Origin of the sequence: Variovorax sp. LjRoot84, assembly GCF_964254305.1 — a bacterium.
Lineage (GTDB): Bacteria > Pseudomonadota > Gammaproteobacteria > Burkholderiales > Burkholderiaceae_C > Variovorax.
In genome coordinates, this window is record NZ_CAXUTE020000001.1 from 691201 (window position 1) to 717130 (window position 25930).

The following is a 25930-nucleotide window of genomic DNA, read 5'->3' on the forward strand; positions in this document are numbered from 1 at the left end:
CATGAAACACCCCCGCAACTCCGCGCGCTTCAGCATGCGTCCCGTGGCGCTGGCCATGGCGTGCATGGGCGCCGCACCGGCCTTCGCGCAACTGCCGAGCTGGAACAACTTCCAGGTGCGCGGCGGCGCCGTCGCGGTCGGCACGCCGACGGCCGGCGGCACGCAACTGGGCATCGTGCAGGGCACGCAGCGCGCCATCGTCGACTGGCAGGGCTTCTCCATCGGCCCGGGCCATGCGGTCAACATCGCGCAACCGGGCGCCAGCAGCGTGCTGCTCAACCGCGTCACGGGCAACGAGCTTTCCACTATCGCGGGCGCGTTGAATGCCAATGGGCGCGTGTTCCTGGTCAATCCCAACGGCGTGCTGTTCGGCAACGGCGCGAGCGTGAATGTCGGCGGGCTGGTCGCGTCGACGCTCAAGATGAGCACCAGCGACAGCGCTTTCATGAGCGGCACCGAGCGCTTCGAGTTCAAGCAGGACGGCACTGTCTTCGGCACGGTCGAGAACCGCGGCGGCATCACGGCGCAGGGTGGCGGCACCATCGCGCTCATCGGCGCGCAGGTCAGCAACAGCGGCAGCATCGTCGCGCAGGGCGGCACCGCCGGGCTGGTGTCGGGCGACACGGTGACGGTCGATTTCGCGGGCGACGGGCTCACCACTTTCAAGGTCTCCTCCGGCCTCTACAGCGGCGTCGCCAACAGCGGCGTGGTGCAGGCCGATGGCGGGCGCGTCGTGATGATGGCGACCGCGGGCAGCGAACTCGCGCAAGGCGTGGTCAACACGCGCGGCGTGCTGCGCGCCGATTCGCTGGCATCGCGCAACGGCGAGATCGTGCTCGACAGCGGCGGCTCGGCAGCGGGCGTCACCATCAGCGGCGGTCTGCTGTCCGCCGCCGGCAACGGCGCAGGTCTGACGGGCGGCTCGGTCGACGTCAAGGGGCGGACGATCCTGCTGCAGCCCGGTGCGCCGGACGATGGCGGAGTCATCGACGCCAGCGGCGGCGCCGGCGGCGGCCGCATCCGGCTGCAGGCCGCGGCGGTCGGCGGCGATCCGCAGACCGGCGCGATCGCCGTCGCCGCGGGCAGCCGCATCAGCGCCGATGCCACCGTGGCCGGCAACGGCGGCGACATCCGCCTGATGGGCGAGCGCACGCTGCGCGCCCACGGGACGCTTACGGCCCGCGGCGGGCCGAACGGCGGCGACGGCGGCTACATCGAGACCTCGGGCGGCTACGCCATGCCGGCGGGCGAGAGCAACGGCGGCATCGATCTCGCGGGCCTGCGCACCGACGCGTCGGCACCGCGCGGCACGGCGGGGACCTGGCTGATCGATCCCTTCAACGTCACCATCGTCAACGGTGCGGCCGACGGCGGCCTCACGAGCAATCCTTTCGCCCCGATCGCCGACTCCACCATCCAGGACGGCGACATCAACAACGCCCTCAACGGCGGCACCAGCGTGCGCATCACCACCGGCAATCCTGCGGCCGGAGCGGCGACGGACGGCAACATCACATTGGACGATGTGCAGATCGAATACAGCGGCAACAAAGGGGCGCTGACCTTCCAGCTCGACGCCCATCGGAACATCTTCGTCAACGGCGCATCGGTCATCGCCTCCGTCGGCGATCCGCTGAACGTGATCTTCAACGCCGACGCCAACGGCACCTCCGCGCCCTTCGGCGGCGGCACGGTCACCCTCAGCGGCGCCATCTACAGCAACGGCGGCAATGTCGCCATGTCGGGCGCCAGCGTGGATGCCGGCTGCACCATCTGCCTACCCACAGCGCTGATCGACACCCGCACCGGCAACAAGCGGGTGGATCCTCTTGCCGCCGGGGTGTACACCGGCGGCAGCAATGCGGGCATCGGCGGATCGGTGCAGCTCACCGGCATGGACACCGGCACGGGCGGCGGCTTCGTCGACGGCGCGGTGTTCATGCAGAACAGCACCATCATCACCGCCACAGGCAACGTGACGATGTTCGGCAGCCGCAGCGAGGGCAGCGGCGTCCAGCTCGAAAGCTTCGACGCCAGCACCACCATCATCACCACCAGCGGCAACGTCTCGGTGACGGGCATCGGCAGCTTCTCGAGCAACAGCTCCGAGCCGCCGGGCCACGGTGTCGTGATCAACGGCGAAACGATCACCACCGTCGACGGCAACATCACGGTCACTGGGCGCCGGCTGGCCGGCGGCACGGCCGGCAACGGCGTGCTGCTGCGCGATGGCGCGCTGCTGCAGACCACCGGCAGCGGCGACATCATCGTCACGGGCCAGTCCGACGGCGGTGCCGCGGGCGTGAACATCGCGCCCGCGGCATCGGCGACCGCACCGCCGGCCGGCCGCATCGACGGCAACCGCAACGTGGTGCTGCGCGCGGTCAACGACGGCAGCACCGATGCGCTCGCGATCGGCGGCACGGTGCGCGCGGGCAATGCACTCGACCTGCGGCCCGGCGGCGTGGACCTCGCGGGCAACGCGCTGGACCGCCCGGACGTGCCGATCACGCTCGGCGGCACGGCGGCCACCGGCTTCGCGGTCTCGGCCGCCGAGTTCACGCGCCTCACCACGCCGACCATCGTGGCCGGCAGCAACGCGCATGCGGCCAACATCGATGTGGTGGGCCCGCTCGCGCTGGCTTCGGCGCTCACGCTGCAGAACGGCGCGGGCGGCAACATCACCCTCGGCGCAGCGGTGTCGACGCCGCAGCTCGGCCTCTTGAGCGCCGGCAACATCACGCAGGCGGCTGCTGCTGCGATCGCGGCCGGCACCCTGCTCGCACGCTCGACCGGCGGCAGTGTGGAGTTGCGCAATCCGCAGAACAACGTGGGCACGGTCGGCGGCGGCGCGGCGGGAAGCTTCGCCTACGTGGATGCAGACGCGGTCACCGTCGGGCCGGTGACGGTGACCGGCTTCGATGCCGCGAGCAACCTGCCGCAGCCGGTCTCCACCACCTCGATGGCGGCCGACACCGTGTTCGTGCGCACGCTCGCCGGCGACCTCTCGCTCGGCACCAACGTCACGAGCGGCAGCGGCACCGACCTGGTGGCGGCAGCGCGTTTCCAGAATCTCGGGGCCTTCACCATCGCCGGCGCGCCCTGGCGCGTGTGGGCCGACACCTGGGTCGGCGAGACGCGCGGCGGGCTCGCAGGCTCGGGCCTGCTGCCCAATCTCTACCACTGCGCCTACCAGGGCCTCTGCACGGTGACGATTCCCGCCGGTGCCAACCACTTCATCTACGCGCAGCAGCCGAGCGCCGTCGTCCTCGTCCACAACGCCGCGCGGCCCGGCGGCGTGCCGAATCCGCTGTTCACCTACAGCATCACCGGCCTGATCCTCGGCGACACCGGCGCCGGTTTTGCCGGCGCCGTGTCGAGCCCCGCCACGCAATTCAGCCTGCCGGGCAGCTACCCGATCAACGGCAGCTTCAGCTCGGCCGAGGGTTATGCGGTCAGCGTGGTGCCGGGCGTGTTGACGGTGGGTGGACTCGTGGAACTGATCAAGCCCGACGTGGTGCGCGAGAACCAGAGCACCTGGCTCTACGACCGCAACATCGGGCCGGCGCCGATCTGCCTCGCGACCGGGCCGCTGGGCGGCGACCGCGCCGCGCAGGGCGGCGACGTGCTGGCGCGCGAATGGTCGCGCGTGCGCTCGCGGCCCAATCTCACCAATTGCATCGACACGGAGCGCCGCAACGGCTGCGCCGACTTCTGAGGCACCTTGCGTATCCGTTCGGGCTGAGCTTGTCGAAGCCTCCTGTCCGGAGTCATAGTGGGTGAGCCTTGGACAAGTTGCTGACCCGGCCTGCTCACAGTTCGTGAGCTTTCGTTAGCCTCGCACCGCGCTCCTGAAGGCAGCCGAAAGCGCGGCAAGCGCATCGCGCGGCCGGCCGTCCTTGACCCTTGAGTGAAGCAGAACTGGCAAGCGCGGTAAATCGGGAAGCCCGAGCTTGGCGCCCACGTCAACTGCGCCAAATGGCAGCATGCGCGGAGCCAATGCAGCAACGCCCAGCCCGGCCATGACGGCCGCAGCGACCGCCGCAACGCCGCCGCCGACGAAAATTTCTGTCCAGGGCACGGCTGCCGCATCGAGAAGCTGCCCGGCCATCACACGCACGCCGCAGGGCTCGGCAAGCGTGGCAAGCGGCAGGGGCTCGCCCGCGCGATGCTGCCAGCTTGGCGCTGCGAACCAGCCGAATTTTTCTTCGGTAAGAATTTCCCCGTCGCTCCGCCCGACATGCAGGCGGACGATCACGGTGTCGAGTTCCCGCCGGTCGAAGCTTTGAAGCAGGTCGCCCGACGATCCGATCCGGATTTCGATCAACAGCTGCGGGTCTTGCGCATTCATGCGCGCGATCAGCGCGGGGAGCTCCGGCCCCGCAACATGGTCGCTGATGCCGATGGTGAGGCGCTGCCGGGCTCCGGCAAATTCGGCGAGCGCGCGGTCGTGTACCTCCAGGAGTTCGCGGGCGTGTTCGAGGAAGGCTGCGCCCCGCGCCGAAAGCTGCACCGACCGGGGCGTCCGCTCGACGAGCCGGCAGCCGAGCCTCTCTTCGAGCCGCTTCAGCTTCAAGCTGACCGCGGCCTGCGTCGTCTGCATGGCTTCAGCCGCGCGCGTGAAGCTGCCAAGCTCGACGATGCGGATGAAAGCCTCGACGGCATCCAAGTCGAGGGGGCGTTCCATTATTTCTATTTGTTATCGCTGATATAAATATAAATAGCATATCAAAATAGATAACATAAAACCAGGACAACATGGAAAGGACTTGCATGCCGCTCACTCACATCTCGCTGCGCGCCGGAAAGCCGGAAGCCTACCGGCAGGCGATCTTCGACAGCCTTTACCGCGCGATGCACGAAACGTTCAACGTGCCCTTAGACAACCAGTTCATGACCATCAGGGAGCATGACGCTGCGAACTTCCGCTACGGCGCGTCTTATCTTGGCATCGCCCGGAGCGACGATCTCGTGCTGATCCAGATGACCGTGAACAACACCCGCACCGTGGAACAGAAGAAGGCGCTGTTCGGGCGGATCGCGGAGCTGCTCGGCGAAAGCCCCGGCATCCGGCCGGAGGACGTGTTCGTGAGCCTTGTTGAGGTCGCGAAAGAGAATTGGTCCCTCGGCCACGGCCTCGCGCAATACGCTTGAGGCGATTCTGTTGAACGCGGCCGCGGTTTCCGCAGGAGCAGGAGCGGCCCGCCTACACCTCCTCACGCGCGCCTCATCGCGCCGCCAGCGCCCGGCCGAAGTCGCCGGTGTAGGTGCGCAGGCCCTGATGCGTGAGGCGGGAGCGCGCATCGATGAAGACCTTGCCGCTCACCGATTGCCAGCGGCGGCAGAACGCATAGTCCTCGCTCAAGTAGCGGCCGTTGTCCGGCTCGGCCATCACGTCGAAGAAGCGGTAGTGCGGCCAGGCGCGCGAGGCGAGGTCGCCGGTGGCGGCATCGGGCGTGTAGCGCAGTTCGGGGCAGGCCGCGGCCAGCCGCTCGAACACCGTGCGCGCGATCAGCATGAAGCCCGTGGGCGCGTCGAGCACTTCGACGAAGCCGTCCGCGTCCACCGTGCGATCGCCCTCCAGCGCGTTGGCCGGAAAGCGTGCATGGCGGACCTCGAACTCCTCGCGCGTGCTGCCCGCGGGCAGCGGCGCGCGCAGGCCCTCGGCGGGCCAGCCGTCGCTCTTGAGCGGGTAGACGCCGGCCACCACCTCGCGGCCGGCGAGCAGCAGCCGCAGCGCGGCCTCGGGCTCGAAGCCGATGTCGGCGTCGATCCAGAACAGGTGCGTCCATCGTGCATCGGCCATGAACTCGGCCACGAGGCGGTTGCGCGCGCGCGGGATCAGGCTGTCGCCGTCGAGAAAGCGGGTCTGCATCGCGAAGCCGTGGCTCCAGGCCAGGTTCACCAGGCCGAGCAGGCTGCGCACGTAGGTCGAGCTCATCGCGCCGTTGTAGCTCGGCGTCGCGATGAAGGGGCGGATGTCTTTCAGGGCCGTGATGTCGAGCATCGGCGCATTGTGTACTCAGGCTCAGGCCGGCGCCGGGCCGCCCAAGGCGGCCTGCGGCCCCATCGGGGGGCAGCGAGTACACGCAGTGACGGAGCGTGGCGGCTCATGAATTGCTGCGGCGCGTGGAGAGCAAGGCCCGCAGCTTGGCCGGCGCCACCGGCTTGGTGAGCAGCATCACGCCGCCCTGACGCAGCCGCTGCAGCACCTCGGGCCCGGTGGCGCCCGAGACCAGCACCGCCAGCGCGTCGGGCTGCAGCCGGCGCGCGGCGTCGATCACTTCCATGCCGTCCTCGTCGCCGGCCAGCTGCAGGTCGCACAGCAGCACGTCGAGGCGCGTGCCGGCGTCGGCAAGCCGCTCCAGCGCCTCGCTGCCGGTGGTCACGCATTCCACCAGGCAGCCCCATTGCCCGAGCAGCGCGCGGCTGGCATCGAGGATGGCCGGGTCGTCGTCCACCACGAGGCAGCGCAGCCCGGCCAGCGGCGACGCGGCCAGCGGCTCGGGAGCCAGCGGCAGCACGTCGCGCGGGTTCGCGCGCGGCAGCTCCAGCGCGAAGCTGCTGCCGGCCTGCAGCGCCGAGCGCAGCGCGATGCGCGTGCCGAGCAGCGCGGCGATGCGGGCGCAGATCGCGAGGCCGAGGCCGAAGCCCTGGCGGCGGTCGCGTTCGGTGTTCGCGACCTGGTAGAACTCCTCGAAGATCCGCGCCTGGTGGATCGGCGCGATGCCCACGCCGTTGTCGCGCACTTCGATGCGCACCTTGCCGCCGCGCTGTCGCGCCAGCACCAGCACCGTGCCGTCGGGCGAGGTGTGGTGGATCGCATTGCTGACCAGGTTGCCGACGATGCGCAGCAGGAGGGCCGAATCGGTGCGCACCGCGAGCCCGCGGTCCATCCACACCAGCCGCACGCGCGCGGCGGCGGCGCGCGCCGCATGCTGGGCGTCGAGCTGGTCGAACAGCGTGGCGAGCGACACGTCGGTGATCGCCGGCGTCAGCACCTGCGCATCGAGGCGCGAGATCTCGAGCAGATCGTCGAGCAGCACGCCCATGAACTCGGCGCCCTCCTGCAGGCGCAGCACGGCAGGCCGCTGCGTTTCGGTAGCCGTGGGCAGCAGGCCGTCGATGAACAGGCCCATCGCATGCAGCGGCTGGCGCAGGTCGTGGCTGGCCGCGGCGAGGAAGCGGGCGCGCGACAAGGCCGCCTGCTCGGCCTCGGCCATGCGCTGCAGCGCGACGGCGGTGGCTTCGCGCACCTGCTCCTCGCTCTGCTGCCGGTTGCGCTGCAGGCGCTCGGCCAGGCGGTTGATGTCGTGCGCGAGGTTGGCGAGCTCATGGCGCGCGCGCGGCTTGCCGGCTTCGCCCTTTTGTTCGCCTGCGTTGCGCGCGACGACGTTGCAGCGCGCATCGAACCGGCCCGCCTCCAGCGCCGCCACGGTGCGCGAGATGCGCCGCAGCGGCTGTGCGACCGCACGCGCCGTGTGGCGCACCCAGGCCCACGCCGCCAGGAGCGCGATCATCGCGATGCCGATGCCCGCCATCAGCGAGCGTGTGCGTTCGCGCGCATAGGCCGTGGTGTCGCGGAAGGCCTGCACCAGGCCGATGGGCGTTTCGCCGGCGGCGGTCGAGCCTTCGGGCGCGAAGGCGCTGGCGCGCGAGGCCTCGCGCAGCGTGACCGGCGCGGTGAACATGCGCAGCTGCGCCAGAGGCGCGGTCTTGGGGCCGGCCGTCACGTAGACGCCGGCGCTGTTGCTGATCTCCACCCGCGTCACTTGGCCGCCGCGCAGCGCCGCGTTGGCGACGTTCTGCAGCGCGGGCAGGTCGCCGGCGTAGAGGCTCAGGTCGGACATCGCGGCCACCTGGCGCGCCACGGCCTGGCCTTCGGCATTGAAGGCAGCTTCGAGCGTCTCGAGGCGGCTGTGGGTGAACCAGGCGGTGAGCGCGATGGCCACCGCCGCGCAGGGCACCACGCCGAGCCGGAACAGGTCGCGCTGGAGGCTGCCGCCGACCACGACGGTGCGGCCGTCCGTTGCGGGCGGGTCCGTCGGTCGTGCGGCGGAGGCGGGCACGGCCAGACCGTGGCTCGGGGCGGTCATCGGGTGGCGGTCACCCGCTCGGTCAGTTCCCGCTCTTCCGGAATGCGCAGGCCCAGACCGCGCGCGACGGTGGCGTTGATGCGCACCGTGGCCGGCGTCGCCGCCTCGACCAGCACGCCCGCGCCCGCCGGCGCGGCGGCCACCTTCTGCCCGAGCGCGCGCGCCTGCAGCGCGAGCTGCCCCGGCGTCGAGACGGCGGCCGCAAGCCCGCCCGAGCGGACCAGGCCGTCGCTGGTGCCGAACACCGGCAGGCCGGCGCCGGCGCCCGCGCGCAGCACCGAGAGCGTGGCGGCCTGGCTGTCGCCGATCAGGTCGGGCAGCACCATGAGCGCATCGCTGCGCGGCACCAGCACGCGCAGTACCGAGGCCAGCGAGGTCGCGTCGGGTGCGTATTCGACCTGCAGATCCCAGCCCTGGGCCGCGCGCTGCAGCTCGCGCACGATCGGCTCCGACTCGGCCGTCGCCACCACGCCGAGCCGGCGCTTCTGCGGCAGCACCGCGTCGATGAGCGTCAGCTGGTCGGCCATTGCCGGCTCGCGCAGCAGCACGCCGACATGGCGGTCGGTGCGCCGCAGCGCGGGGCTTGTCTTGAGGCTTTCGTAGTCGAGCCGGCTCAGCATCACGAGCACCAGCGGGTCCTGGCCCGGCCGCTCGATGGCGGCGCGCGCCGCCACCGGCCCGACGGCCATCGTGACCGGAACCTCCGCCGGAGCACTCGGGCGCATGCCGCGGGTGCGCACGCCGGCCGTCACGCGGTCTTCACCGGCGCCCGCAAGCTCCGGGACGGGGCCGCCGGCGGGCAGGCGGACCAGATCGAAACGGCTGCCGGCCTCCTGGGATTCGCGCAACAGGCGAACGAACTCCGTGTGGGCCGCCAGCTCGTCGGCCACCAGCACCGTGAGCCCGGCCGCGTTCGCGCCGCCGGCGAGCAGGACGGCGATGGCCATGCCCGCGATGGTGCGCAGCCCTTGAAAGAGCGCTGGAGATCGATTCGCAAACATGAACTGCACCTGCAGTGGGTGATGGACCCAATGTACGGACGCGGCCTGCTTCGCGCGATAAGGCAGAGGGCTTATGTCGGCCTGCACGGCACCGGATTGCCGTGGAAGACTGCACGGCTTCGCGGCCTGTCGGCCTATCTCCGACGTCGTATCCCTGGCGGGACCTTCCTACAACACCGCCTGACGCACCGCCGCCAACTGGGCATTGATCGCCTGCCGCAGCAGCTTCGGCGACACCGGCTTGTAGAGCACGGCGACGCCCGAGTTCGCCACTTCGCGCAGCCGGTCGGGCTTGGTCTCGCCGGTCACCAGCAGGCGTGCCGTCGCCTCGCCGATGCCGCGCGGATGGCGCTCCAGCGCGGCCAGCACATCGAGGCCGTTGTCGCCGCCTTGCAGCAGCAGGTCGCTCACCACCAGGTCGGGCGGCCGGTCCCACTCGTCGGCCAGCGCCAGGGCCTCGTTGCGGGTCTGCGCGGCCATCACCTCGGCACCCCAGTTCGAGAGCACCACCTGCAGGCCCTCGAGGATGGTGCGCTCGTCGTCGATCACCAGCACCCGCACGCCGCGCAGGCTCGCTTCGTCCTCGCCGCCGGCGCCATGGGGCAGGGCTGCCGGGCCCACCGGCGCCGCTGCCGCGGGCTCGGCGCCACGCACCATCACGCGCACGCAAGTGCCCTTGTGCGGCTGCGAGCTCAGCTCGACGCGCGCGTTGAGCAGCGCCGCCAGCCGCTGCACGGTGGCGAGGCCCAGGCCCATGCCGCGCGCGTCGCGGCCCTGCCGGCCGTGCGGCTCGACCTGGTAGAACTCCTCGAAGACCCGCGACTGGTGATGCGCCGCGATGCCGACGCCGGTGTCCACCACGTCGATGCGGATGCCGCGGCCGCGCCGGCGCGCGCCGATCAGCACGCCGCCCTCGGTGGTGTGGCGCAGCGAGTTCGACACCAGGTTGTTCAGGATGCGCGAGAGCATCACGTAGTCGCTGCGCACCCAGAGCTCGGTCTTGCGCACCACCAGCCGCAGGTTCTGCTGCTCGGCCACCGGCCGGAAGTTGCGGCTGATCTCGTCGAACAGATGATCGAGCGCAAAGTCCGCCCACTGCGGCTGCAGCACGCCGGCATCGAGCTGCGAGAGGTTGAGAAGCTCCGAGAACAGCCGGTCCAGCGATTCGACGCATTCGCGGATATGGCCGATGCGCTGCAGGCGCACCGGGTCGGTCTCGCCGTTGGCCAGGCCGTCGGAGAACAGCGTCAGCGCGTGCAGCGGCTGGCGCAGGTCGTGGCTGGCGGCGGCCAGCAAGCGCGTCTTGGCCTGGCTCGCCACCTCGAGCTGCTGGTTCTTGCTGGCCAGTTCGGCCGTGGCGTTGGCGATGCGGCTTTCCAGCTCGCCGCGGCTTTCCGACAGCGCGCGCGCCGCCTCGTTGAAGCCGTGTTGCAGGTGCCGCACCTCGGCCGTGCCTTGGACCGCCACCTGCGCGTCCTCGCCGGCGCCCAGCCGGTCGACCGCCTCGCCGAGGGCGCGGATCGGCGCGCTGATGCGGCGTGCCGCCCACCAGCCGGCCAGCCCCACGCCCACCAGGCTGGCCGCCAGCACCAGCACCACGTTGATCCACACCGAGCGCTTGGCGCGCTGCACCGCGTCGAGGCTGATCTCCACCATCACCTTGCCGGTGTGCTTGCCGTCGTCGCCGATGATCGGCGCCACCACCTGCAGGCCCTCGCTGCGCTCGCGGTCGGTGGTTTCCGAATTGGCGAGGATCTCGCCGTCTTCGGACCAGATCTGCACCTGCTGCACGTGTGGCTGGTAGCTGCCGGACTGCGCGGTGCGCTGCAGCGCGCGGCGGTCCATGCTGTGGAGCTGGATCTGGGCCACCGTCGCCACCTGCAGCGCCACGGTCTGCGCATTGGCGCGCATCAGCTCGGTCACGCTCGCGAGGTGCTGGCGCGTCAGCACCGCGATCGCACCCAGCGTCGCCACCATGGCGGGCAAGAGCGCCAGCAGCACGAGCTGCTGCGCCAGCGTCAGGCGCATCAGCAGGCGGAGGGCGCGAAAGGGCCAGTTCATGGGCGCATCAGACGCCTGGCGACTTGTGTGTCAACCACCGACTTAAGTACATGTCTAGAGAAAAACGTCACGAATCTGATCGAAGTTGGTTTCTAATTGTGTTCTCGACAGAACCGCTTTGACCAGCCCCAAGGCCCCCAGCCGACGCGTTCCAGAAGAAGATGCAATTTCCTGTCCATTGCGCCGCCGGTGCTCCCCTTGCTTCTCCCGCCCCGCATTCCGGGCGTTTGCGGATGATGGCACGGCGCGCCGCCGCCCTGCTGGGGCGCGGCGCGCTGGCGTTGCTGCTGGGCGCGACGCTCGCGGCCGCGGCGCAAACCGCGGGCACGGCTGCCGCCGCCAAGACGGCGCCGCTGCGCTTCGGCATCCTGCCGCTGGGCGGCGCCTTCGAATCGCGCAACGACTGGGAGCCGCTCCTCGCAGACCTGAGCCGCGCCATCGGCCGGCCGGTCAGCGTGCTCTCGGTCACTTCCTACGAAGCGCTCGAACAGGCGATCCAGCGCGACCAGGTCGACATGGCCTTCCTGTCCGGCAAGATGGCGCTCGATGCCGTCACGCAGCGCCGCATGAACGTCGTGGCGCAGGTCACGCGCCACGACGGCCTGCCCGGCTACCGCGCGCTGCTGCTCACGCGCAAGACCGGGAAGTTCACCACGCTGAAAGACCTGCTGGCCCAGCCCGAGGGCTGGCGCCTGGCGCGCGGCGAGAGCCGCTCGGTGTCGGGCTTCATCGTGCCGCAGCTCCAGCTCTTCCTGCCGAACCACATCGCGATGGAGACGCGCTTCGCCAGCGAAGTGGTGGGCACGCACCAGGCGACGGCGCTGGCGGTGGCCAACGGCGAGGCCGACGTGGCCACCAACAACACGGCCGATTTCGAGCGCTTCAAGCTCCAGTTCCCGGCCGAGGCCGATCGGTTGCAGGTGATCTGGGAGTCGGAACTGATCCCGCATGCGCAACTGGTGGTGCGGCGCGAGTACAGCCCCGAGTTCCAGAAGAAGGTGCAGGCCTTCCTGGTCGACTACGCGCGCGCCAAGGGGCCGCGCGGCGACGCCGAGCGCGCCGTGCTGAAGTCGCTGCACGACCTCGCCGGTTTCGTCGCGGCCGACAACAGTTCGCTGTTGCCGGCTGCCAAGCTGGCCTACCAGCTCGCCAGGCAGAGCGCCATGACCTCGCAGTGGGTCAACGAGGCGGCGCGCCAGGCCCGGCTGCAGCGCATCGAGAGCGGGTATGCCGAGCAGGTGGCGGCCTTGCGCAACGGCGCACCCTGAGCCTCGCATGAGGCGGTGTGTGCTGCGCGCGGCGTGGCAGTGCACCCTGGCTGCCACGCTGGGCTGGCAAGCCGCTGCCGCGCTCGCACAGAGCCTTCGCGCCGAGCCGCCGCCGGCCATCCGCTTTGGCGTGCTGCCGGTCGGCGGTGCGGTCGAGTCGCGCGGCAACTGGACGCCGCTGCTCAACGACCTGAGCCGCGCGCTCGGCCGGCCGGTGAGTGTGCTCTCCGTGACCTCCTACGAATCGCTGGCCCAGGCCCTCCGGCGCGACGACGTCGATTTCGCGCTGCTGTCGGCCAAACTGGCGCTCGATGCCGTCGCAGAACGGCGCATGAACGTGGTGGCCCAGGTGGCGCGGGTCGACGGCCTGCCCGACAGTCGCGCCGTGCTGCTCGCGCGCAAGACAGGCGCCCACAATTCGCTGAAGGAGCTGCTGGCCCGCCCCGAACGCTGGCGCCTGGCGCGCGGCGACAGCCGCTCGGTGTCGGGCTTCATCGTGCCGCAGCTCCAGCTCTTCCTGCCGAACGGCATCGCGATGGAGACGCGCTTCCAGAGCGAGATCGTCGACACGCACCAGGCCACCGCGCTCGCGGTGGCGAACGGCGATGCCGACGTGGCCACCAACAACACGATCGACTTCGAGCGCTTCAGGCAGCAGTTTCCGGCCGAGGCCGATCGGCTGCAGGTGATCTGGCAGTCCGAGCCCATTCCTCCGGCCGTGGTCGTGATGCGGCGCGCCCATCCCCTCGCGTTGCAGAAGAAGCTGCAGGACTTTCTGGTCGACTACGGCCGCACCAAGGGGCCGCGCGGCGACGGCGAGCGCGAGGTGCTGAAGTCGCTGCATGCGCCCTTCGGCTACGTTGCGGCGGACAACACCGCGCTGCTGGCTGCGGCCGAGCTGGACTACCAGCTCGCGAAGCGGCGCGCGCTCGCCGCGAAGTGGGTCAATGCAGAAGCGCGCGCGGCCCGGCTGGAACGCATCGAGCGCAGCCATGCGGAGCAGGTGGCGGTGTTGCGCGACGGCAGGCCCTGAGCGCGGGCTCGGCCTCATAACACGAACGACTTAAGCGAGTTTCCACGCGGGATCGCATCGCTGCGCATTCGGTCACGAAAGCGCGGAGATTCTTGCCGCGCAGCTTGAAGCCTCGAGCATGGCCGCCAGAATGCGCGCCTCAACAAGAAGAAGGTGCCGGGGTCAGCGATGGTATTCAGGGGAGGTCGAGGGCCACAGGCCCATGAGAAAACGCGCGCCGTTTTTTTGCGGCGCAATGCTTGGACGATGACCGTGCTGGGCGCCGCGGCGGCAGTGGCCCAGGCGCAGACGGCGCCGCTGCCTTCGGCGCCCAATCCCTTCGTCGAGGAACAGCGCCAGCAGGAACGCGAACGCGCGCTGCGCCAGCAGCAGGAACGCGCGGTCGACAGCCGCCTGCAGCCCGCAGCGCAGCCCGAAACCCGGCGCCTGGCCAAGGACGAAAGCCCGTGCTTTCGCATCGAGCGCATCGTGCTCGACGGCGAGCTCGCCGAAGACTTCCAGGGCCTCCTCGCCGTCGCTGCCGGTGAAGACGGCAGCGACGACCCGCTGGGCCGCTGCCTCGGCACCGAGGGCGTCAACATCGTCCTGACCCGGCTGCAGCAGGCCGCCGTCGCGCGCGGTTACGTCACCACCCGCGTGCTCGCGGCGCCGCAGGACCTGAGCCAGGGCACGCTGACGCTCACGCTGATCCCCGGGCGCATCGCCGCCATCCGCTTTGCTGAAGGCAGCGATGCGCGCACCAGCCTCGCGAGCGCCATCCCGGCCCAAGCAGGTGCAGCCGGCGAACTGCTCAACCTGCGCGACATCGAGCAGGGCCTGGAGAACCTCAAGCGCGCACCCACCGCCGAAGCCGACATCCAGATCGAGCCCTCCAAGGCCGCCGGTGCCCGCCCCGGCGACAGCGACCTGGTCGTGAAGTACAGCCAGCGCTTCCCGCTGCGCACCACCTTGAGCCTGGACGACGGCGGCACCAAGGCCACCGGCAAAACGCAGGCGGGCGCCACCGTCGCCTGGGACAACCCGCTCGGACTCAACGACCTCTTCTACGTCAGCGCGAACCACGACGCCTTCAACCACAGCGGCCAGGGCACCAGCGGGCAGACCGTGCACTACTCGGTGCCCTATGGCTACTGGCTCTTCGGCGCCACCGCTTCGCAGAACCGCTACCACCAGACCGTGCAGGGTGCCGACCAGGACTACGTCTATGCCGGCGAGTCGGGCAATGCAGAGCTCAAGCTTTCGCGCCTGGTCTATCGCGACCAGCGCCGCAAGACCACGCTCGGCCTGCGCGGCTTCAGGCGCAACGCGCGCAACTTCATCAACGACACCGAGATCGAGGTGCAGCGGCGCGTGACCGCAGGCTGGGAGCTGGGCCTCGCACACCGCGAGTTCATCGGCCCGGCCACGCTCGACGCCAATCTCGCATACCGGCGCGGCACCGGTGCCTTCGGCGCGCTGCGCGCGCCCGAAGAGCAGTTCGGCGAAGGCACCTCGCGCTTCAGGCTCCTCAGCGCCGAGCTGGGCCTCAACGCGCCCTTCGAGCTCGGCGCGCAGAAGCTGCGCTACGCGGGCCTGTGGCGCGGCCAGTGGAACCGCACGCCGCTGACGCCGCAGGACCGCTTCTCGATCGGCGGGCGCTACACCGTGCGCGGCTTCGACGGCGAATCGAGCCTGATGGGCGAGCGCGGCTGGCTGCTGCGCAACGACATCGGCTGGGCGCTGGGCGCGAGCGGCGCCGAGCTCTACCTGGGCATCGACTACGGGCGCGTGGGCGGCCTGTCCACCGAGCAGTTGGCCGGGCGGCACCTGAGCGGCGGCGTGATCGGGCTGCGCGGCGCGTGGAAGGGCCTGAACTACGACCTCTTCGTCGGCGCGCCGATCAGCAAGCCCGAGGGCTACCGCACCGCCAGGACGACCGCGGGATTCAACCTGAACTTCAGTTTCTGAGCTGGCAAGGAAAGAAGAATGAACAAGCACCTTCACCGCATCGTCTTCAACGCAGCGCGTGGCATGCGCATGGTCGTGCAAGAAACGGCCATGAGCGCGGGCAAGGCAACGGGGGCGACCTCGGGTGTGGTGGCGACAGCGCTCGCTGGCTTGCTCGCCGTTTCACCGGCGCCGGCGCAGATCGTCGGCGCGCCGGGCGTGGCGCCCAACCTGCGGCCCACGGTGCTGCTGGCACCCAACGGCGTGCCCCTGGTCAACATCCAGACGCCCAGCGCAGCGGGCGTCTCGCGCAACCTCTTCAACCAGTTCGACGTTCAGCGCAACGGCGCCATCCTCAACAACAGCCGCACCGATGTGCAGACGCAGTTGGGCGGCTTCGTTCAAGGCAATCCCTACCTGGCGACAGGCCCGGCGCGCATCATCCTCAACGAGATCACGAGCGGCAACCCGACGCAGCTGCGCGGCTACGTGGAGGTCGGCGGCCAGCGGGCCGAGGTGATCATCGCCAACCCGGCGGGCATCGCGGTCGATGGTGGTGGCTTCATCAATGCTTCGAGAGCCACGCTGACCACGGGCACGCCGCAGTTCAATGCGCAGGGCGGGCTCGACAGCTTCGTGGTGCGCGGCGGCACCATCAGCATCGACGGTGCAGGGCTCGACCTGAGCCGCACCGACTACGCGGCCATCCTCGCGCGCGCCGTGCAGGTCAATGCCGGGATCTGGGCCAACGAGCTCAAGGTGGTGACCGGGGCCAACCAGGTCTCTGCCGATCAGAGCCAGATCAGCCCGACCACAGGCACCGGCCCCACACCCACCTTCGCGCTCGACGTCGCCCAGCTCGGCGGCATGTACGCCGGCAAGATCACGCTTGTCGGCACCGAGGCCGGGCTGGGCGCGCGCAATGCCGGCACCATCCAGGCCGCGGACGGTGCGGGCACCCTGGCGGGTGCCGGTCAGCTCATCGTCACCGCGGCCGGGCGGCTGGAGAACATCGGCACCCTGCAGGCCAGCGCCGGTGCCAACCTGTACGCCGACAGCCTGGCCAACAGCGGCCGCATCGCCAGCGGCGGCGAACTCAAGATCGCCACGCAGGGCACGCTCGGCAATGCAGGCGGCACCCTCGAAGGCCCGAGAGTCGAACTCGCCAGCGCAGGCGGCGACATCGACAACCGCGGCGGCACCATCCGCCAGACCAGCAGCGTCGGCCTGACGGTGGCGGGGCCGAGCCTGAGCAACACCGCGGGCGGTGTGATCGGTGCGGAGCCGGTTTCTGAAACGCCTTCGCAACCCAGCCCCGGCACAGGCACCGGTGGAACTGGCACCGGCGGCACCACCGACCCCGGCACACCGAGCACGGGCGGCGGTGGCGGCACAGACACCGGTAGCGGCGGCGGCACAGCCCCTTCGCAACCCTATGTCCCTCCCGCACCCGGCAGCATGACCGCCGCGGGTTCCATCCTCAACGACGGCGGGCGCATCTACGCGGGCGGCCCGATCGCGCTGCAGACGCCGCAGGTCAACAACAACGGCGGCTCGCTCACTACGACGAGCCTGGCAGCCAGCGGCCCGAGCTTCAGCAACGTGGGCGGCACGGTCAACGTTGCGAACAACTTCAGCGCCCACGTCGACCACTTCGACAACACCGGCGGGAGCTTGCGCGCCGGAAGCCTGAACATCGTCGCCACCGGCGACCTGGTCAACCAGGACGGCAAGCTCGAGAGCAATGGCGATGCGAGCTTGAGCGCCGGCGGCTCGCTCGACAACACGCGCGGCACTGTCTCCGCCGCAGGCAGCCTGACGGCCCACGCCAGCGGCGCCCTCGACAACAGCGCCGGCACCTTGCTGGCCAACCAGGGCGTCGCCCTCGGCGCGCAGTCGCTCAACAACAGCAAGGGCAGCATCCAGTCGGCCACCGCCGGCACCCGGCTCACGGTGGCGAATCAACTGCTCAATGCCGAGGGCACGATCGGCGCGGCCACGGACCTCTCGGTCCAGGCGGGGAGCCTGAGCAACAGCGGCAGTCTGCGCGGCAGTAACGACACCTCGCTCGAGGTCACCGGCGCGCTCGTCAACGACGGCAGCATCACGGCCGGGCGCCACACGACCGTCACCGCCGGCAGCCTGCAAAGCCCTTCGACCCTTCGACAAGCTCAGGACAGGCCAAGCTCAGGACAGGCGGTATTGGGCGCCGGCATCCAGGCCGATGGCAAGCTCGGCAGCACCGGCGATCTGCGCGTGGCGACCACCGGCGCGCTGGTGGCCACAGGCACCCAGCTTGCGGCGGGCGATGCCGTGCTGCAGGGCGCGAGCATGGACCTGTCCTCCAGCACCACCAGTGCCGCCAACGTTGCGCTGACCGCCACCCAGGGCAATGTCACGACGAGCGGTGCGACGGTCGTCACGCCGGGCACGCTGAGCGTGGCGGTGAATGCACAACCTGGCCAGACGCTGGTCAACGACGCAGGCATCCTCAATGCGGGCCAGCTCGACCTGAACGCCTCGAACATCGCCAACACTCACGGCGGCGAGATCGTGCAGACCGGCACCAGCGCGACGACCATCGCCACCTCGGGCGCGATCGACAACACCCAAGGCCGCATTGCCACCAACGGCCAGGACCTGAGCCTCTCGGCCGCGAGCTTCGCCAACACCGGCGGCAAGATCGAGCACGCGGGCAGCGGCAGCCTGAGCATTGCCGGCGGCAGCTACAGCGGCGCCGGGGGCCAGATCACCGGCAACGGGGCGCTGGTCGTCAACGTTGCTGGCGCCTTCAACCAGGACGGCGGCAGCACCTACGCCAGGCAGATCACCATCGATGCCGGCGCCTTGAGCAACCAGGGCGGCAAGATCGTCCAGGGCGAAGCGGGCGCCACACGCATCACGGTGGTGGGTGCCTTGAACAACAACGCCGGCACCATCGCCAGCAACGGCAACACCACCGTCGCCGCGGGCAGTCTGAGCAACCAGGCCGGAACCATCCGCGCGGCCGAGACCTCGAACCTGGGCCTCACCGTCGGCGCCATGCTGGACAACAGCAACAAGGGCGAGATCGGCGCCGGCGGCAGCACGACCATCCAAGCCGGCAGCCTGAACAACAACGCCGAAGGGCGCATCACGGCAGTCGGCGATCTCAGCGCGACCGTCGCCGGTACCCTGACCAACGTCGACGGCACCCTGGCTGCCAACGGCAACACCACCGTCGAATCCGCCAGCCTCGACAACACGCGCGGCACCATGGCAGCCGTGACCGGCAAGCTCCAGGTCACGACCACTGGTGCCACCACAAATGCGGGTGGCAGCCTCCAAGCCGGCGGCGCCACCGTGCTGAGCAATGCCGGTCTGGACAACAGCGCCGGCAAGGTGTTCGGCAACAGCCTGAGCGTCGATACGCATGGCCAGGCCCTGACCAATGCCCAGGGCACGATCGCAGCCACGACCACAGTCGATGTCCAGTCGGGCGCGCTCAACAACAACGCCGGCCTGATCCAGTCGGGCGGCGCGATGACGGTCGACACCCACGGGCAGGCGCTCGCGAACACCAACGCGGCGGGCTACGCGACGGGGCAGGGCGGCATCACCAGCGCCGGCACGCTGACGCTGGACAGCGGGGCCCTGAACAACAACGCCGGCTTCATCGGCGCCAAGGATGCGCTGGTCGCCAGCACCCAGGCGGTGACCAACGCTGCAGGCGGCATCGTGCTGGGCCAATCGACGGTAGCCATCAACACGCGCGGCGCTCTCTGGGCCTGGGCAAGCCGTCCTACTGGGCAACGGTGCGGCGGGCGTCGCGGGCGGAGCCTTCAACACGGCGGGGCAATTGTTTGCCAACGGCGGAGATGTGAGTCAACTCAATTTCGGTGAGGTGGGTATCGCAACGCTCACCGGCAGCGCGGGGGGTGCAGCGCAAGCTCTCACCATTGCTCGATACGGTACGGGGTTCGGATACGGCATCGGTGGCACCGGGACCGGGGGCTTGAGTGGTCTAGGACTTGTGAGTGCAATCAATGCAGCCGGTGAAGGGATCAAGCCGTTGGTTGGAAGCTCTCCGAGTTGGCCTTCGATGTCGGCAGGGACTGTTACTGGTTATGGGGCGGGATGGACGTTGAGGGCGTTTCCTATAGCAGGGGCGTGGCTCGGTGCCGCCGTTCAGGAAACGACCGGGAGACTAGTTGATCTTCTTGGCGATGGATCGTCAAACACGCAAAGCGAAGGTAATCGATGAAAAATGAGCGGGTAAGAACCTGGGCGGAATGCTGGTCCTTGAGGCGATCGGCAATACTCAATGCAATCGTAAAATTGATCATTTTCTTTCCGCTTGCGCTAATTGTTGGTACACAGCTTGCGCTTGGAATTTCATGCTTGAGCGGTAAAAAAAATCTTTGTCTTTGGTTGCCAGCTGTAATGACGAGCGTTCCGTTGAGCTTCTATTTGTTAGTGTGCTTCGGACTTTTCATTCTCTCCTGCCAAGTCGTGTTTTACTCGTGGCAACAGTACGTCAAAGGGAAGTTTGATCACTTGCTTCCTCCGCATCGGGATGAATCGGCGTGAATTCGTTCGAGTCGACCGAGACGCTATATCGAGAAGCGCCTCAGCCGAGCAGTCAGACAAAGCAACAGGCGCCGTCACCAGCCGCGGCGGGTGAGTCTCACGGCCGGGTGGAACCAGCAATTCCGCCGTCCAGAAGCAAACTCGAGATGAAACGCATATCGCGACTACTCTTAACTGAGGGAAAACTAACAGGGTTCGGGGTTGCGCTTCTGTTCTTGATGGGAGTGCTGATCTTGTTCGGCTCGGTGGCGTTTCTACCCATGGTCTGGATGAGATGGGTGGGCGCGTCAATGGGCCTTGGTTGTATGGCCGTAGCTGGATACAGTGGCCAGGCGTATGCGCTCGGGCTGCCCCCTCCTTTCACCAACGATCCGCTGGGTTGGCGCAAAGCAAAAGCCACACACAAGGACCAGCCGATTTCAGAAGACCATTCAAGCGACAAGCCAGAGCCAGAGCAGCGAGAGCGCGAGAGAGAGTAAGAAGTCGCGTGCTGTGGAATCGGCGCTTTGCTAAGCACAGTTGCGTTCGCCGTCGTGAGGCTGGACAGCAGCAGGCGGATGCTCGATGCCTGCGCTGCCAAGGCGGCGCATATCCGGCCATGCTCGCGCGACTCGATCAACCCAAGCCCTCAAACCATTGAACCCCAAGTGTGTACCTGGGGGTTTGAAGCTATCCATTGAACCAAAAAGGAAACCGAGATGAACTGGTCAAATTGGCGATCTGCGGGTATGTCCGTACTCGCAGGCGCGCTCTCCCTCTTGACGGGCTGCGCTTCCGTCACCCAGGGGCTCGAGCAGTCCGTGAAGATCGAGACGCTCACCAGTACTGGAAAAGCCGTCGAGGGCGCGCAATGCCAGCTTTCCAACGACAAGGGAACGGCCATGGCAGTTTCGGGGCAGAGTGCTTTGGTCCGGCGTTCCGGCGGCGACCTCTCAGTGCTTTGCGAATTGGCCGGCCAACCTTCTGCCGTCGGCCAAGCAGTCTCGCGCGCCAATGCCGGCTTGGCGGGCAACATCCTGATCGGAGGCGGGATCGGCGCTGTGATCGACGCCACCTCCGGTGCGGCATACACCTATCCGACTTGGATGCAACTGGTCTTCGGGGAAGAGCGATTGTTCGACCGCAGCGGCCATCGGGATGAGGGGCCGGTCTCTGGAACCTTTGTGCGGGCGACGGGGCCCGCGACGACGGCGGAACTTGCAAGGCCGAGCGATCCATCAGTGCCACCGGTCGCGGCAGCGCCCAGTGTTGCAGCGAGCGGCATCAGGGCGCCCTTGCGTCGAGGCGATGCGCTGGAGTATGTGTTGATCGATCAGATGACGGGGAACAAGTCGCCGGTCATCTATCGTCTGGATCAGGTCACCGCGAACGAGATGTCCTTTAACCAAGGCGCTCGTGTCGAAAGAATCGATGGGCAGGTTGTGTTGATCCGTTCGCCTGCAGGGGGCATTTTTGATACGTCGTCCCCTCCCGGCGGCTGGGCACGCGTAAACGTCCGGCCGGGCATGGCATGGAGCGAGGAATACCCCAGGCACAGCCTTCGCGCGACCGTGACCGGTGAAAGCTCCTACAAGATCGGCGATGAGGACGTGCGCGTGGTCAAGATTCGATACGCCGGCTGGCAGAACAACACGGTTATGTCCAACGGCGCAGCACCGCGATCTTCACAGATGGAAGTTACCGTGCTCTATGCGCCGGACCTCAAACGTGTTGTCCGGTTCGACGCCGAAACCAAGGCAATCGCTGGGATGACGAAGGAATCTCTTCAGCTCCAGCGCATCCTCAGGAACTGAGACGTCACCAACCCAGGTCTGGCTGCAAAGCAACGGCCACCCACGAGCAGCAGTCGGGTTCCGAAGACGATTCATGCGGCAAGACGGCGCCGGAGCAGTCTTGCCAATCCCGCAGATGAATCAGCCGGGCGCTGGCCCTGCTTGTCGCGCATCAAAAAACCATCAAGGAGGAACTTCCATGAGGAAGCATTGGACTGCACTCACCATGGCCGCGGCGGCCGCGGCGGCCGCGCTGTCAGGCTGCGTTGTGCCGCCAACACCCTACCAAGCAGCGAGCGAAGCGCCGCGCGGCTCCCTTGGCTATCGAAGCGTCAAGGTGGAAGACGCGCTGGTCCGCGTCGAGTTTCAAGGCAATGCACGAACGGCGCTCAGGGTCGTTCAGGCCTACACGCTCTACCGGGCCGCGGAAATCGCCAAGGAAGAACACGCGCCGGCGTTCTCGATCCTCGAGGGCTCGTTCGATCGACAGATTCTCGAGGGCACGGATACCCTCTCTCGCGCGGATGGCGCTGGCTTCGAAGCCGAGGACGTGGCGGTCAGCCACCCCGGGCGCGGCGATGGTCCCGCGGACAGCGTGGTGAATTTGGAATCGGCGCCGATCGTGCGCACCCGCAGCTACGGCATGCCGTCGCCGCCGCCGAGGCCGGTCTATGTGCCGACCTACATCTACATGCCTGCCACGCCGATCGTGCTGCCTCAGCGCTCATTGCTCATTCGCCTCTTGCCGGCGGTTCCCGCCGGAGCGGAGGACCGCGTGTTCGTGACGCAGAAGGTGCTCGATCAGCTGGGGCCGCGCATCATCCGGCCCGGCAAGAAGTGATCACCGTGGGGCTTGGCCATGAACTTTCATGCAGATGTTCTTCCACACCGAGAGCCGCGCCGGGCAAATCAGTGCGTTAGCACGAACGACTTAAGACAGCTACCGCGACTCGTCGCATGGCTGCGCATTCAGTCACGAATGCGTGAAGATTCTTCGGACGCAGCCCAAAACAGCGGGCGCGCGCACCAGAATTCGCCGCTTGAAAAGAAGAGGGAGCTGAAGCAGATCCTGCAGCAGAAATTGCCGCGCCAATACCTGACGCGTCGGTACTCCCACCTCAGTCACACGCCTCTCCATGAGTCAACCCATGGTCAATTCCATGAACCTTGTTCGAGCCATCCTCGGTTGTGTCCTTGCGGGCACAGCCTTCTGCGCCATGGCGCAGCCCAAGCCCCAAGCACCGGAGTGCCGAGGCCAGCAGATAGAAGCGTCGCGCGTCGACTTCTGTCTGGTTCGAGGCGCCGCCTTTCAGCACGACACCTACATGCTTCGGCTGGATGGCGCCTTGATCTTCGCGCTGACCGACGACTATGTGGAGCAGGTGGAGCTCCAGCACACGATTCCCGAAGGCCCGGGCATCGAATACCCGCTGTCCAAGCAAGGCACCAAGACCGTCAAGATCACCGGAGGCTGCATCCCTGAGAGCAAGGACGGTGCGGAGGTCGCTCGGCTCTGCAACTTTCACTGGGGCAGACATCACGTGGTGAGAGACCAGCGCTTCGAGTTCGATTGATTGGCGCGGCGAGTGCCTGCGATACGTACAAACACAAAGAGGCGCCGTTGCACGGCGCAAGTACATGAAGGTCATCCATACCATCTTCTGCGCTGCAGCCGTGCTCGTCCTTGCGGGCTGCGCATCCGGGAGCCAAGAGTCAGCCGGCTTCACGAGCGAGCCTTTGATCGACGGCAACAGGCTGGAACGCCACAGTCTTCTGCGTGCAGGCAACGAAGCCGCCTTCTCGACACAGCAAGGAAGGCTCTCCAGCAACTTCGCGGTATCTTGCGACTCGGTCCAGGCATGGCTGCTATTCACGTCCTCGGGTGAGCGACGCTATCCCGGTGGCGGCAAGCGCTACGGCGAGCGCCGCGAGTTGAAGGAAGAGACTGCGCGTCAGCTCAAGGCCATCCCTGCGGTTCAAGGCGCGTGCCAGACGGCGCCCGACTGGCGCGAGGTGCGCCGAAGCAGCGATGGCATCGTCACGTTGATCGATGTCAAGAGCATCGAGAGGGCGGAAGACGATTTCATCTTCTGGGGCGCGTTCGACTACCCCAAGATCGGATTCGATCCGCCATACGGGGCACCCTTCGGTCAGAAGTTCGAGCGCTTCAGCCTCTCTTGTGCGGCGAGGTCTTATCTGCAACTCAGCGGCTACGACGTCGACAATCGGAATCGGGTCACGGACGGCCTTCTGTTCAATACTAGGGCCCCGCGCGCAGCCATCGGCAGCGACATCAACGAAGACTACAAGGCGCTCTTCGCGGCGGTCTGCGGTGATGCGGCGAACTGGGTCAAGTTGCCGGCCTTCGCTGCGCGCAAGAAAGAGGCAACGGATGACCCTGCGACGGTGCAGCAAGCTCCCGCGGCTGCGGTGCTGCAAGCGATTGCGCAACTCGAAATCCAACGGGCGCCGAGAACCTTGAAGCGTCTCGTGCTGGCAGGGACGCACACCTTCAAGGGCCGCACGAAACCGAGTCGCGAAGAGCATCTGCTCTCCGCGTTGCCTTCACCGGGTCTCATGTCCGAAACGGTCAAGCTCACTGACTACACACGCACCGGAATCACATTCCTCGGCTTGTTCGGGCTGAGCGCAGAAACCGCCGCGTTTGCCCTGCATGAGCGCAAGAGCCGCTTCTTGACGACGGAAGCCTCGTTCAGCGGCGATTGGAGCCGGATGCCCGTCGGCTCGCAGATCGCCTTCAGCGTGGCGACCCAGTACGCCTCCGCTGTCGCGAGCCTTGGCGTTTCAGAAAGCAAGTACACCACCCAATGCCAGGTCATCGCCGAGATGGCTGCGACAACGCTGCATCCGGCGCTCGCCGGCAAGGCGAAGCAACTCGAATGCCGTGTCGTCAACGACAAGTACAGGCAGGTTCAAACGGCGTACTACCTGCAGGACTACGGCCATGTAGTGCGGACGGAATCCAGCAAGACCGCGTTTTCCTACTACTCGCGAAGAATCACAGAGGTCGAGCAGTAGTTGCTGCCCTCTGTTCTTGACCAAAGCCATCATGCGATCTTTCTCTTTCTTCACACCCGTCCTCGCGCTCTGCCTGCTTGCAGGCTGCGCCCGATCCCCCGTCACGCCTGACGAACCCGTCCAGCCGCCACGCCTCACGCGCATCCTGGTGATCCCCGTGACGCCCATCGCCAAGTTGCACACCGAGAACAAGGGCATCCCGCTCGGCGTGTTGTGGCAGTCGATCGCCGATCGCATCAAGAGCTTGGACTTCAACGACCGCATGGAGACCATGCGCAAGGACATGGGGCCGAGGATGACGGCTGCGCTGGTCAGGCAACTGCGCACGCAGGGCTACGAAGCAGAAGTGATCGAGGGTATCCGCCGGCCGGTATCCTCACCTGACAGCATCGACTACACGCGCCTGGCGGTCACCGACCCGGTGCTGCACATCTACTTCAACGAAGTCGGCATGTATTCGTCTCGGTTTTCGATGGACTACGTGCCGCGCGTCAATTTGAGTGCCTATCTGATTCGTCCGCAGGATGCAGACACGCTCTATGGGGAGACCATCTACTACGGCGCCGATTCGAGAGGCACCGCTTCCTGGAGCGTTCCAGCAGACGCCCGTCATCGCTGGGCGAGTTTCGACGAGATGGTCGGCAAGCCGCAGGAAGTGGCGGGGAGCTATGACGATGCGCTTGATGCGCTGGCATCGAGGATCGCGCAGAACATTCGCGAGCAGTTCGAGCCGGCGCCTGCGCGGGTGTCTTCCGCGCCATGAACGGCGAGGTGATCGGCGACCCTCAAACGCCCTGTATCACCGCCATGATGTTCCCCTCCGTATCCGTGAACCACGCAGCCTTCGCCCCGCCCTCGTTTACGATGCCGTTCTCGTCTTTCCCCGGCATGTCGTAGTCCTCGAACACGACGCCGCGCGTCTTCAGTTCGGCCACTTCGCTCTCGATGTCCTCGACCTGCCAGAAAGCCTGGCTGGCCTTGGAGGTGCCGGCGTTGGGCGTCGGGTACAGGAAGCAGCTGGTGCCACCTGCGCACTCGTAGACGACACCGCCGTCCACTTCCGCCGTGGGCTTGAAGCCGAGCTTCTGCTCGTAGAACTGCCTCGCACGGGCGACGTCTTGCGCCGGGATGTACGCGTAGATCGGTGACTTCTGAAGCATGGTTT

General features: G+C 67.8%; 17 protein-coding genes and 1 pseudogene. 12 read left to right on the forward strand and 6 right to left on the reverse strand.

The window, feature by feature from the left end; translation table 11 throughout:
• Position 1 precedes the first annotated feature (1 nt).
• Positions 2–3718: a two-partner secretion domain-containing protein gene (locus ACSQ9I_RS03595; protein ID WP_436312300.1), complete on the forward strand. Its 3717-nt coding sequence runs from the start codon at positions 2–4 to the stop codon at positions 3716–3718.
• Between the two features lie 114 nt (positions 3719–3832).
• Here the strand turns inward: ACSQ9I_RS03595 and ACSQ9I_RS03600 are convergent, their stop codons facing one another.
• Positions 3833–4690: a LysR family transcriptional regulator gene (locus ACSQ9I_RS03600; protein WP_436302708.1), complete on the reverse strand. Its 858-nt coding sequence runs from the start codon at positions 4688–4690 to the stop codon at positions 3833–3835.
• Positions 4691–4773: 83 nt separating this feature from the next.
• Here ACSQ9I_RS03600 and ACSQ9I_RS03605 point away from each other — a divergent pair, with 83 nt between their 5' ends.
• Entirely contained in the window at positions 4774–5154 is a 381-nt protein-coding gene (locus ACSQ9I_RS03605; protein WP_436294488.1) for a tautomerase family protein, read from the forward strand.
• A 73-nt stretch (positions 5155–5227) separates the two neighbouring features.
• Here ACSQ9I_RS03605 and ACSQ9I_RS03610 read toward each other — a convergent pair whose 3' ends face one another.
• The 4 genes from ACSQ9I_RS03610 to ACSQ9I_RS03625 all read right to left on the reverse strand — a co-directional run bounded on the left by ACSQ9I_RS03610 (position 5228) and on the right by ACSQ9I_RS03625 (position 11158).
• On the reverse strand, positions 5228–6007 hold the full coding sequence (locus ACSQ9I_RS03610; protein WP_436312301.1) for a hypothetical protein: 780 nt from the start codon (positions 6005–6007) through the stop codon (positions 5228–5230).
• A gap of 103 nt (positions 6008–6110) precedes the next feature.
• The gene (locus ACSQ9I_RS03615) at positions 6111–8096 is read right to left on the reverse strand and encodes an ATP-binding response regulator (protein ID WP_436312302.1); all 1986 of its coding nucleotides are present in this window, start codon (positions 8094–8096) and stop codon (positions 6111–6113) included.
• A complete protein-coding gene (locus tag ACSQ9I_RS03620) occupies positions 8093–9097 on the reverse strand; it encodes an ABC transporter substrate binding protein (protein WP_093105413.1) in 1005 nt (334 codons plus the stop codon). Before ACSQ9I_RS03620 ends, ACSQ9I_RS03615 begins: the two co-directional genes overlap by 4 nt.
• Positions 9098–9265: 168 nt before the next feature.
• A complete protein-coding gene (locus tag ACSQ9I_RS03625) occupies positions 9266–11158 on the reverse strand; it encodes an ATP-binding protein (protein ID WP_436312303.1) in 1893 nt (630 codons plus the stop codon).
• Between the two features lie 236 nt (positions 11159–11394).
• Here ACSQ9I_RS03625 and phnD point away from each other — a divergent pair, with 236 nt between their 5' ends.
• From phnD to ACSQ9I_RS03675, 10 genes and pseudogenes are all read left to right on the forward strand, one after another.
• On the forward strand, positions 11395–12426 hold the full coding sequence (gene phnD / locus ACSQ9I_RS03630; protein ID WP_436315707.1) for a phosphate/phosphite/phosphonate ABC transporter substrate-binding protein: 1032 nt from the start codon (positions 11395–11397) through the stop codon (positions 12424–12426).
• Between the two features lie 7 nt (positions 12427–12433).
• A complete protein-coding gene (locus ACSQ9I_RS03635) occupies positions 12434–13459 on the forward strand; it encodes a phosphate/phosphite/phosphonate ABC transporter substrate-binding protein (RefSeq protein ID WP_436312304.1) in 1026 nt (341 codons plus the stop codon).
• A gap of 246 nt (positions 13460–13705) precedes the next feature.
• Positions 13706–15406, forward strand: coding sequence for a ShlB/FhaC/HecB family hemolysin secretion/activation protein (locus ACSQ9I_RS03640; protein WP_436312305.1), 1701 nt, complete (start codon positions 13706–13708; stop codon positions 15404–15406).
• An 18-nt stretch (positions 15407–15424) separates the two neighbouring features.
• Positions 15425–19150, forward strand: a pseudogene (locus tag ACSQ9I_RS03645) (two-partner secretion domain-containing protein); the annotation flags it as partial.
• Positions 19151–20100: 950 nt separating this feature from the next.
• Positions 20101–20433 carry a hypothetical protein gene (locus ACSQ9I_RS03650; RefSeq protein ID WP_436312306.1) on the forward strand — a complete coding sequence of 111 codons (333 nt, stop codon included), beginning with the start codon at positions 20101–20103 and terminating at the stop codon, positions 20431–20433.
• 321 nt (positions 20434–20754) lie between these two features.
• Positions 20755–21747, forward strand: a complete 993-nt coding sequence (locus ACSQ9I_RS03655) for a hypothetical protein (protein ID WP_436312307.1) — start codon at positions 20755–20757, stop codon at positions 21745–21747.
• A 205-nt stretch (positions 21748–21952) separates the two neighbouring features.
• Entirely contained in the window at positions 21953–22567 is a 615-nt protein-coding gene (locus ACSQ9I_RS03660; protein WP_436312308.1) for a CC0125/CC1285 family lipoprotein, read from the forward strand.
• A gap of 376 nt (positions 22568–22943) precedes the next feature.
• Entirely contained in the window at positions 22944–23300 is a 357-nt protein-coding gene (locus tag ACSQ9I_RS03665; protein ID WP_436312309.1) for a hypothetical protein, read from the forward strand.
• A gap of 64 nt (positions 23301–23364) precedes the next feature.
• Positions 23365–24765: a hypothetical protein gene (locus ACSQ9I_RS03670; RefSeq protein WP_436312310.1), complete on the forward strand. Its 1401-nt coding sequence runs from the start codon at positions 23365–23367 to the stop codon at positions 24763–24765.
• A 31-nt stretch (positions 24766–24796) separates the two neighbouring features.
• Positions 24797–25528: a hypothetical protein gene (locus tag ACSQ9I_RS03675; protein ID WP_436312311.1), complete on the forward strand. Its 732-nt coding sequence runs from the start codon at positions 24797–24799 to the stop codon at positions 25526–25528.
• Between the two features lie 22 nt (positions 25529–25550).
• Here the strand turns inward: ACSQ9I_RS03675 and ACSQ9I_RS03680 are convergent, their stop codons facing one another.
• Positions 25551–25925, reverse strand: a complete 375-nt coding sequence (locus ACSQ9I_RS03680; protein ID WP_436312312.1) for a VOC family protein — start codon at positions 25923–25925, stop codon at positions 25551–25553.
• Positions 25926–25930: the final 5 nt, after the last annotated feature.

Excerpts from the sequence above, each read along its gene's own strand:
- ACSQ9I_RS03595 (WP_436312300.1), top strand. The coding sequence starts at position 2 with ATGAAACACCCCCGCAACTCCGCGCGCTTCAGCATGCGTCCCGTGGCG.
- ACSQ9I_RS03605 (WP_436294488.1), top strand. The coding sequence starts at position 4,774 with ATGCCGCTCACTCACATCTCGCTGCGCGCCGGAAAGCCGGAAGCCTAC.
- ACSQ9I_RS03610 (WP_436312301.1), bottom strand. The coding sequence starts at position 6,007 with ATGCTCGACATCACGGCCCTGAAAGACATCCGCCCCTTCATCGCGACG.
- ACSQ9I_RS03615 (WP_436312302.1), bottom strand. The coding sequence starts at position 8,096 with ATGACCGCCCCGAGCCACGGTCTGGCCGTGCCCGCCTCCGCCGCACGA.
- ACSQ9I_RS03620 (WP_093105413.1), bottom strand. The coding sequence starts at position 9,097 with ATGTTTGCGAATCGATCTCCAGCGCTCTTTCAAGGGCTGCGCACCATC.
- ACSQ9I_RS03625 (WP_436312303.1), bottom strand. The coding sequence starts at position 11,158 with ATGAACTGGCCCTTTCGCGCCCTCCGCCTGCTGATGCGCCTGACGCTG.
- phnD (WP_436315707.1), top strand. The coding sequence starts at position 11,395 with ATGGCACGGCGCGCCGCCGCCCTGCTGGGGCGCGGCGCGCTGGCGTTG.
- ACSQ9I_RS03635 (WP_436312304.1), top strand. The coding sequence starts at position 12,434 with ATGAGGCGGTGTGTGCTGCGCGCGGCGTGGCAGTGCACCCTGGCTGCC.
- ACSQ9I_RS03640 (WP_436312305.1), top strand. The coding sequence starts at position 13,706 with ATGACCGTGCTGGGCGCCGCGGCGGCAGTGGCCCAGGCGCAGACGGCG.
- ACSQ9I_RS03650 (WP_436312306.1), top strand. The coding sequence starts at position 20,101 with ATGAAACGCATATCGCGACTACTCTTAACTGAGGGAAAACTAACAGGG.
- ACSQ9I_RS03660 (WP_436312308.1), top strand. The coding sequence starts at position 21,953 with ATGGCCGCGGCGGCCGCGGCGGCCGCGCTGTCAGGCTGCGTTGTGCCG.
- ACSQ9I_RS03665 (WP_436312309.1), top strand. The coding sequence starts at position 22,944 with ATGGCGCAGCCCAAGCCCCAAGCACCGGAGTGCCGAGGCCAGCAGATA.
- ACSQ9I_RS03670 (WP_436312310.1), top strand. The coding sequence starts at position 23,365 with ATGAAGGTCATCCATACCATCTTCTGCGCTGCAGCCGTGCTCGTCCTT.
- ACSQ9I_RS03675 (WP_436312311.1), top strand. The coding sequence starts at position 24,797 with ATGCGATCTTTCTCTTTCTTCACACCCGTCCTCGCGCTCTGCCTGCTT.
- ACSQ9I_RS03680 (WP_436312312.1), bottom strand. The coding sequence starts at position 25,925 with ATGCTTCAGAAGTCACCGATCTACGCGTACATCCCGGCGCAAGACGTC.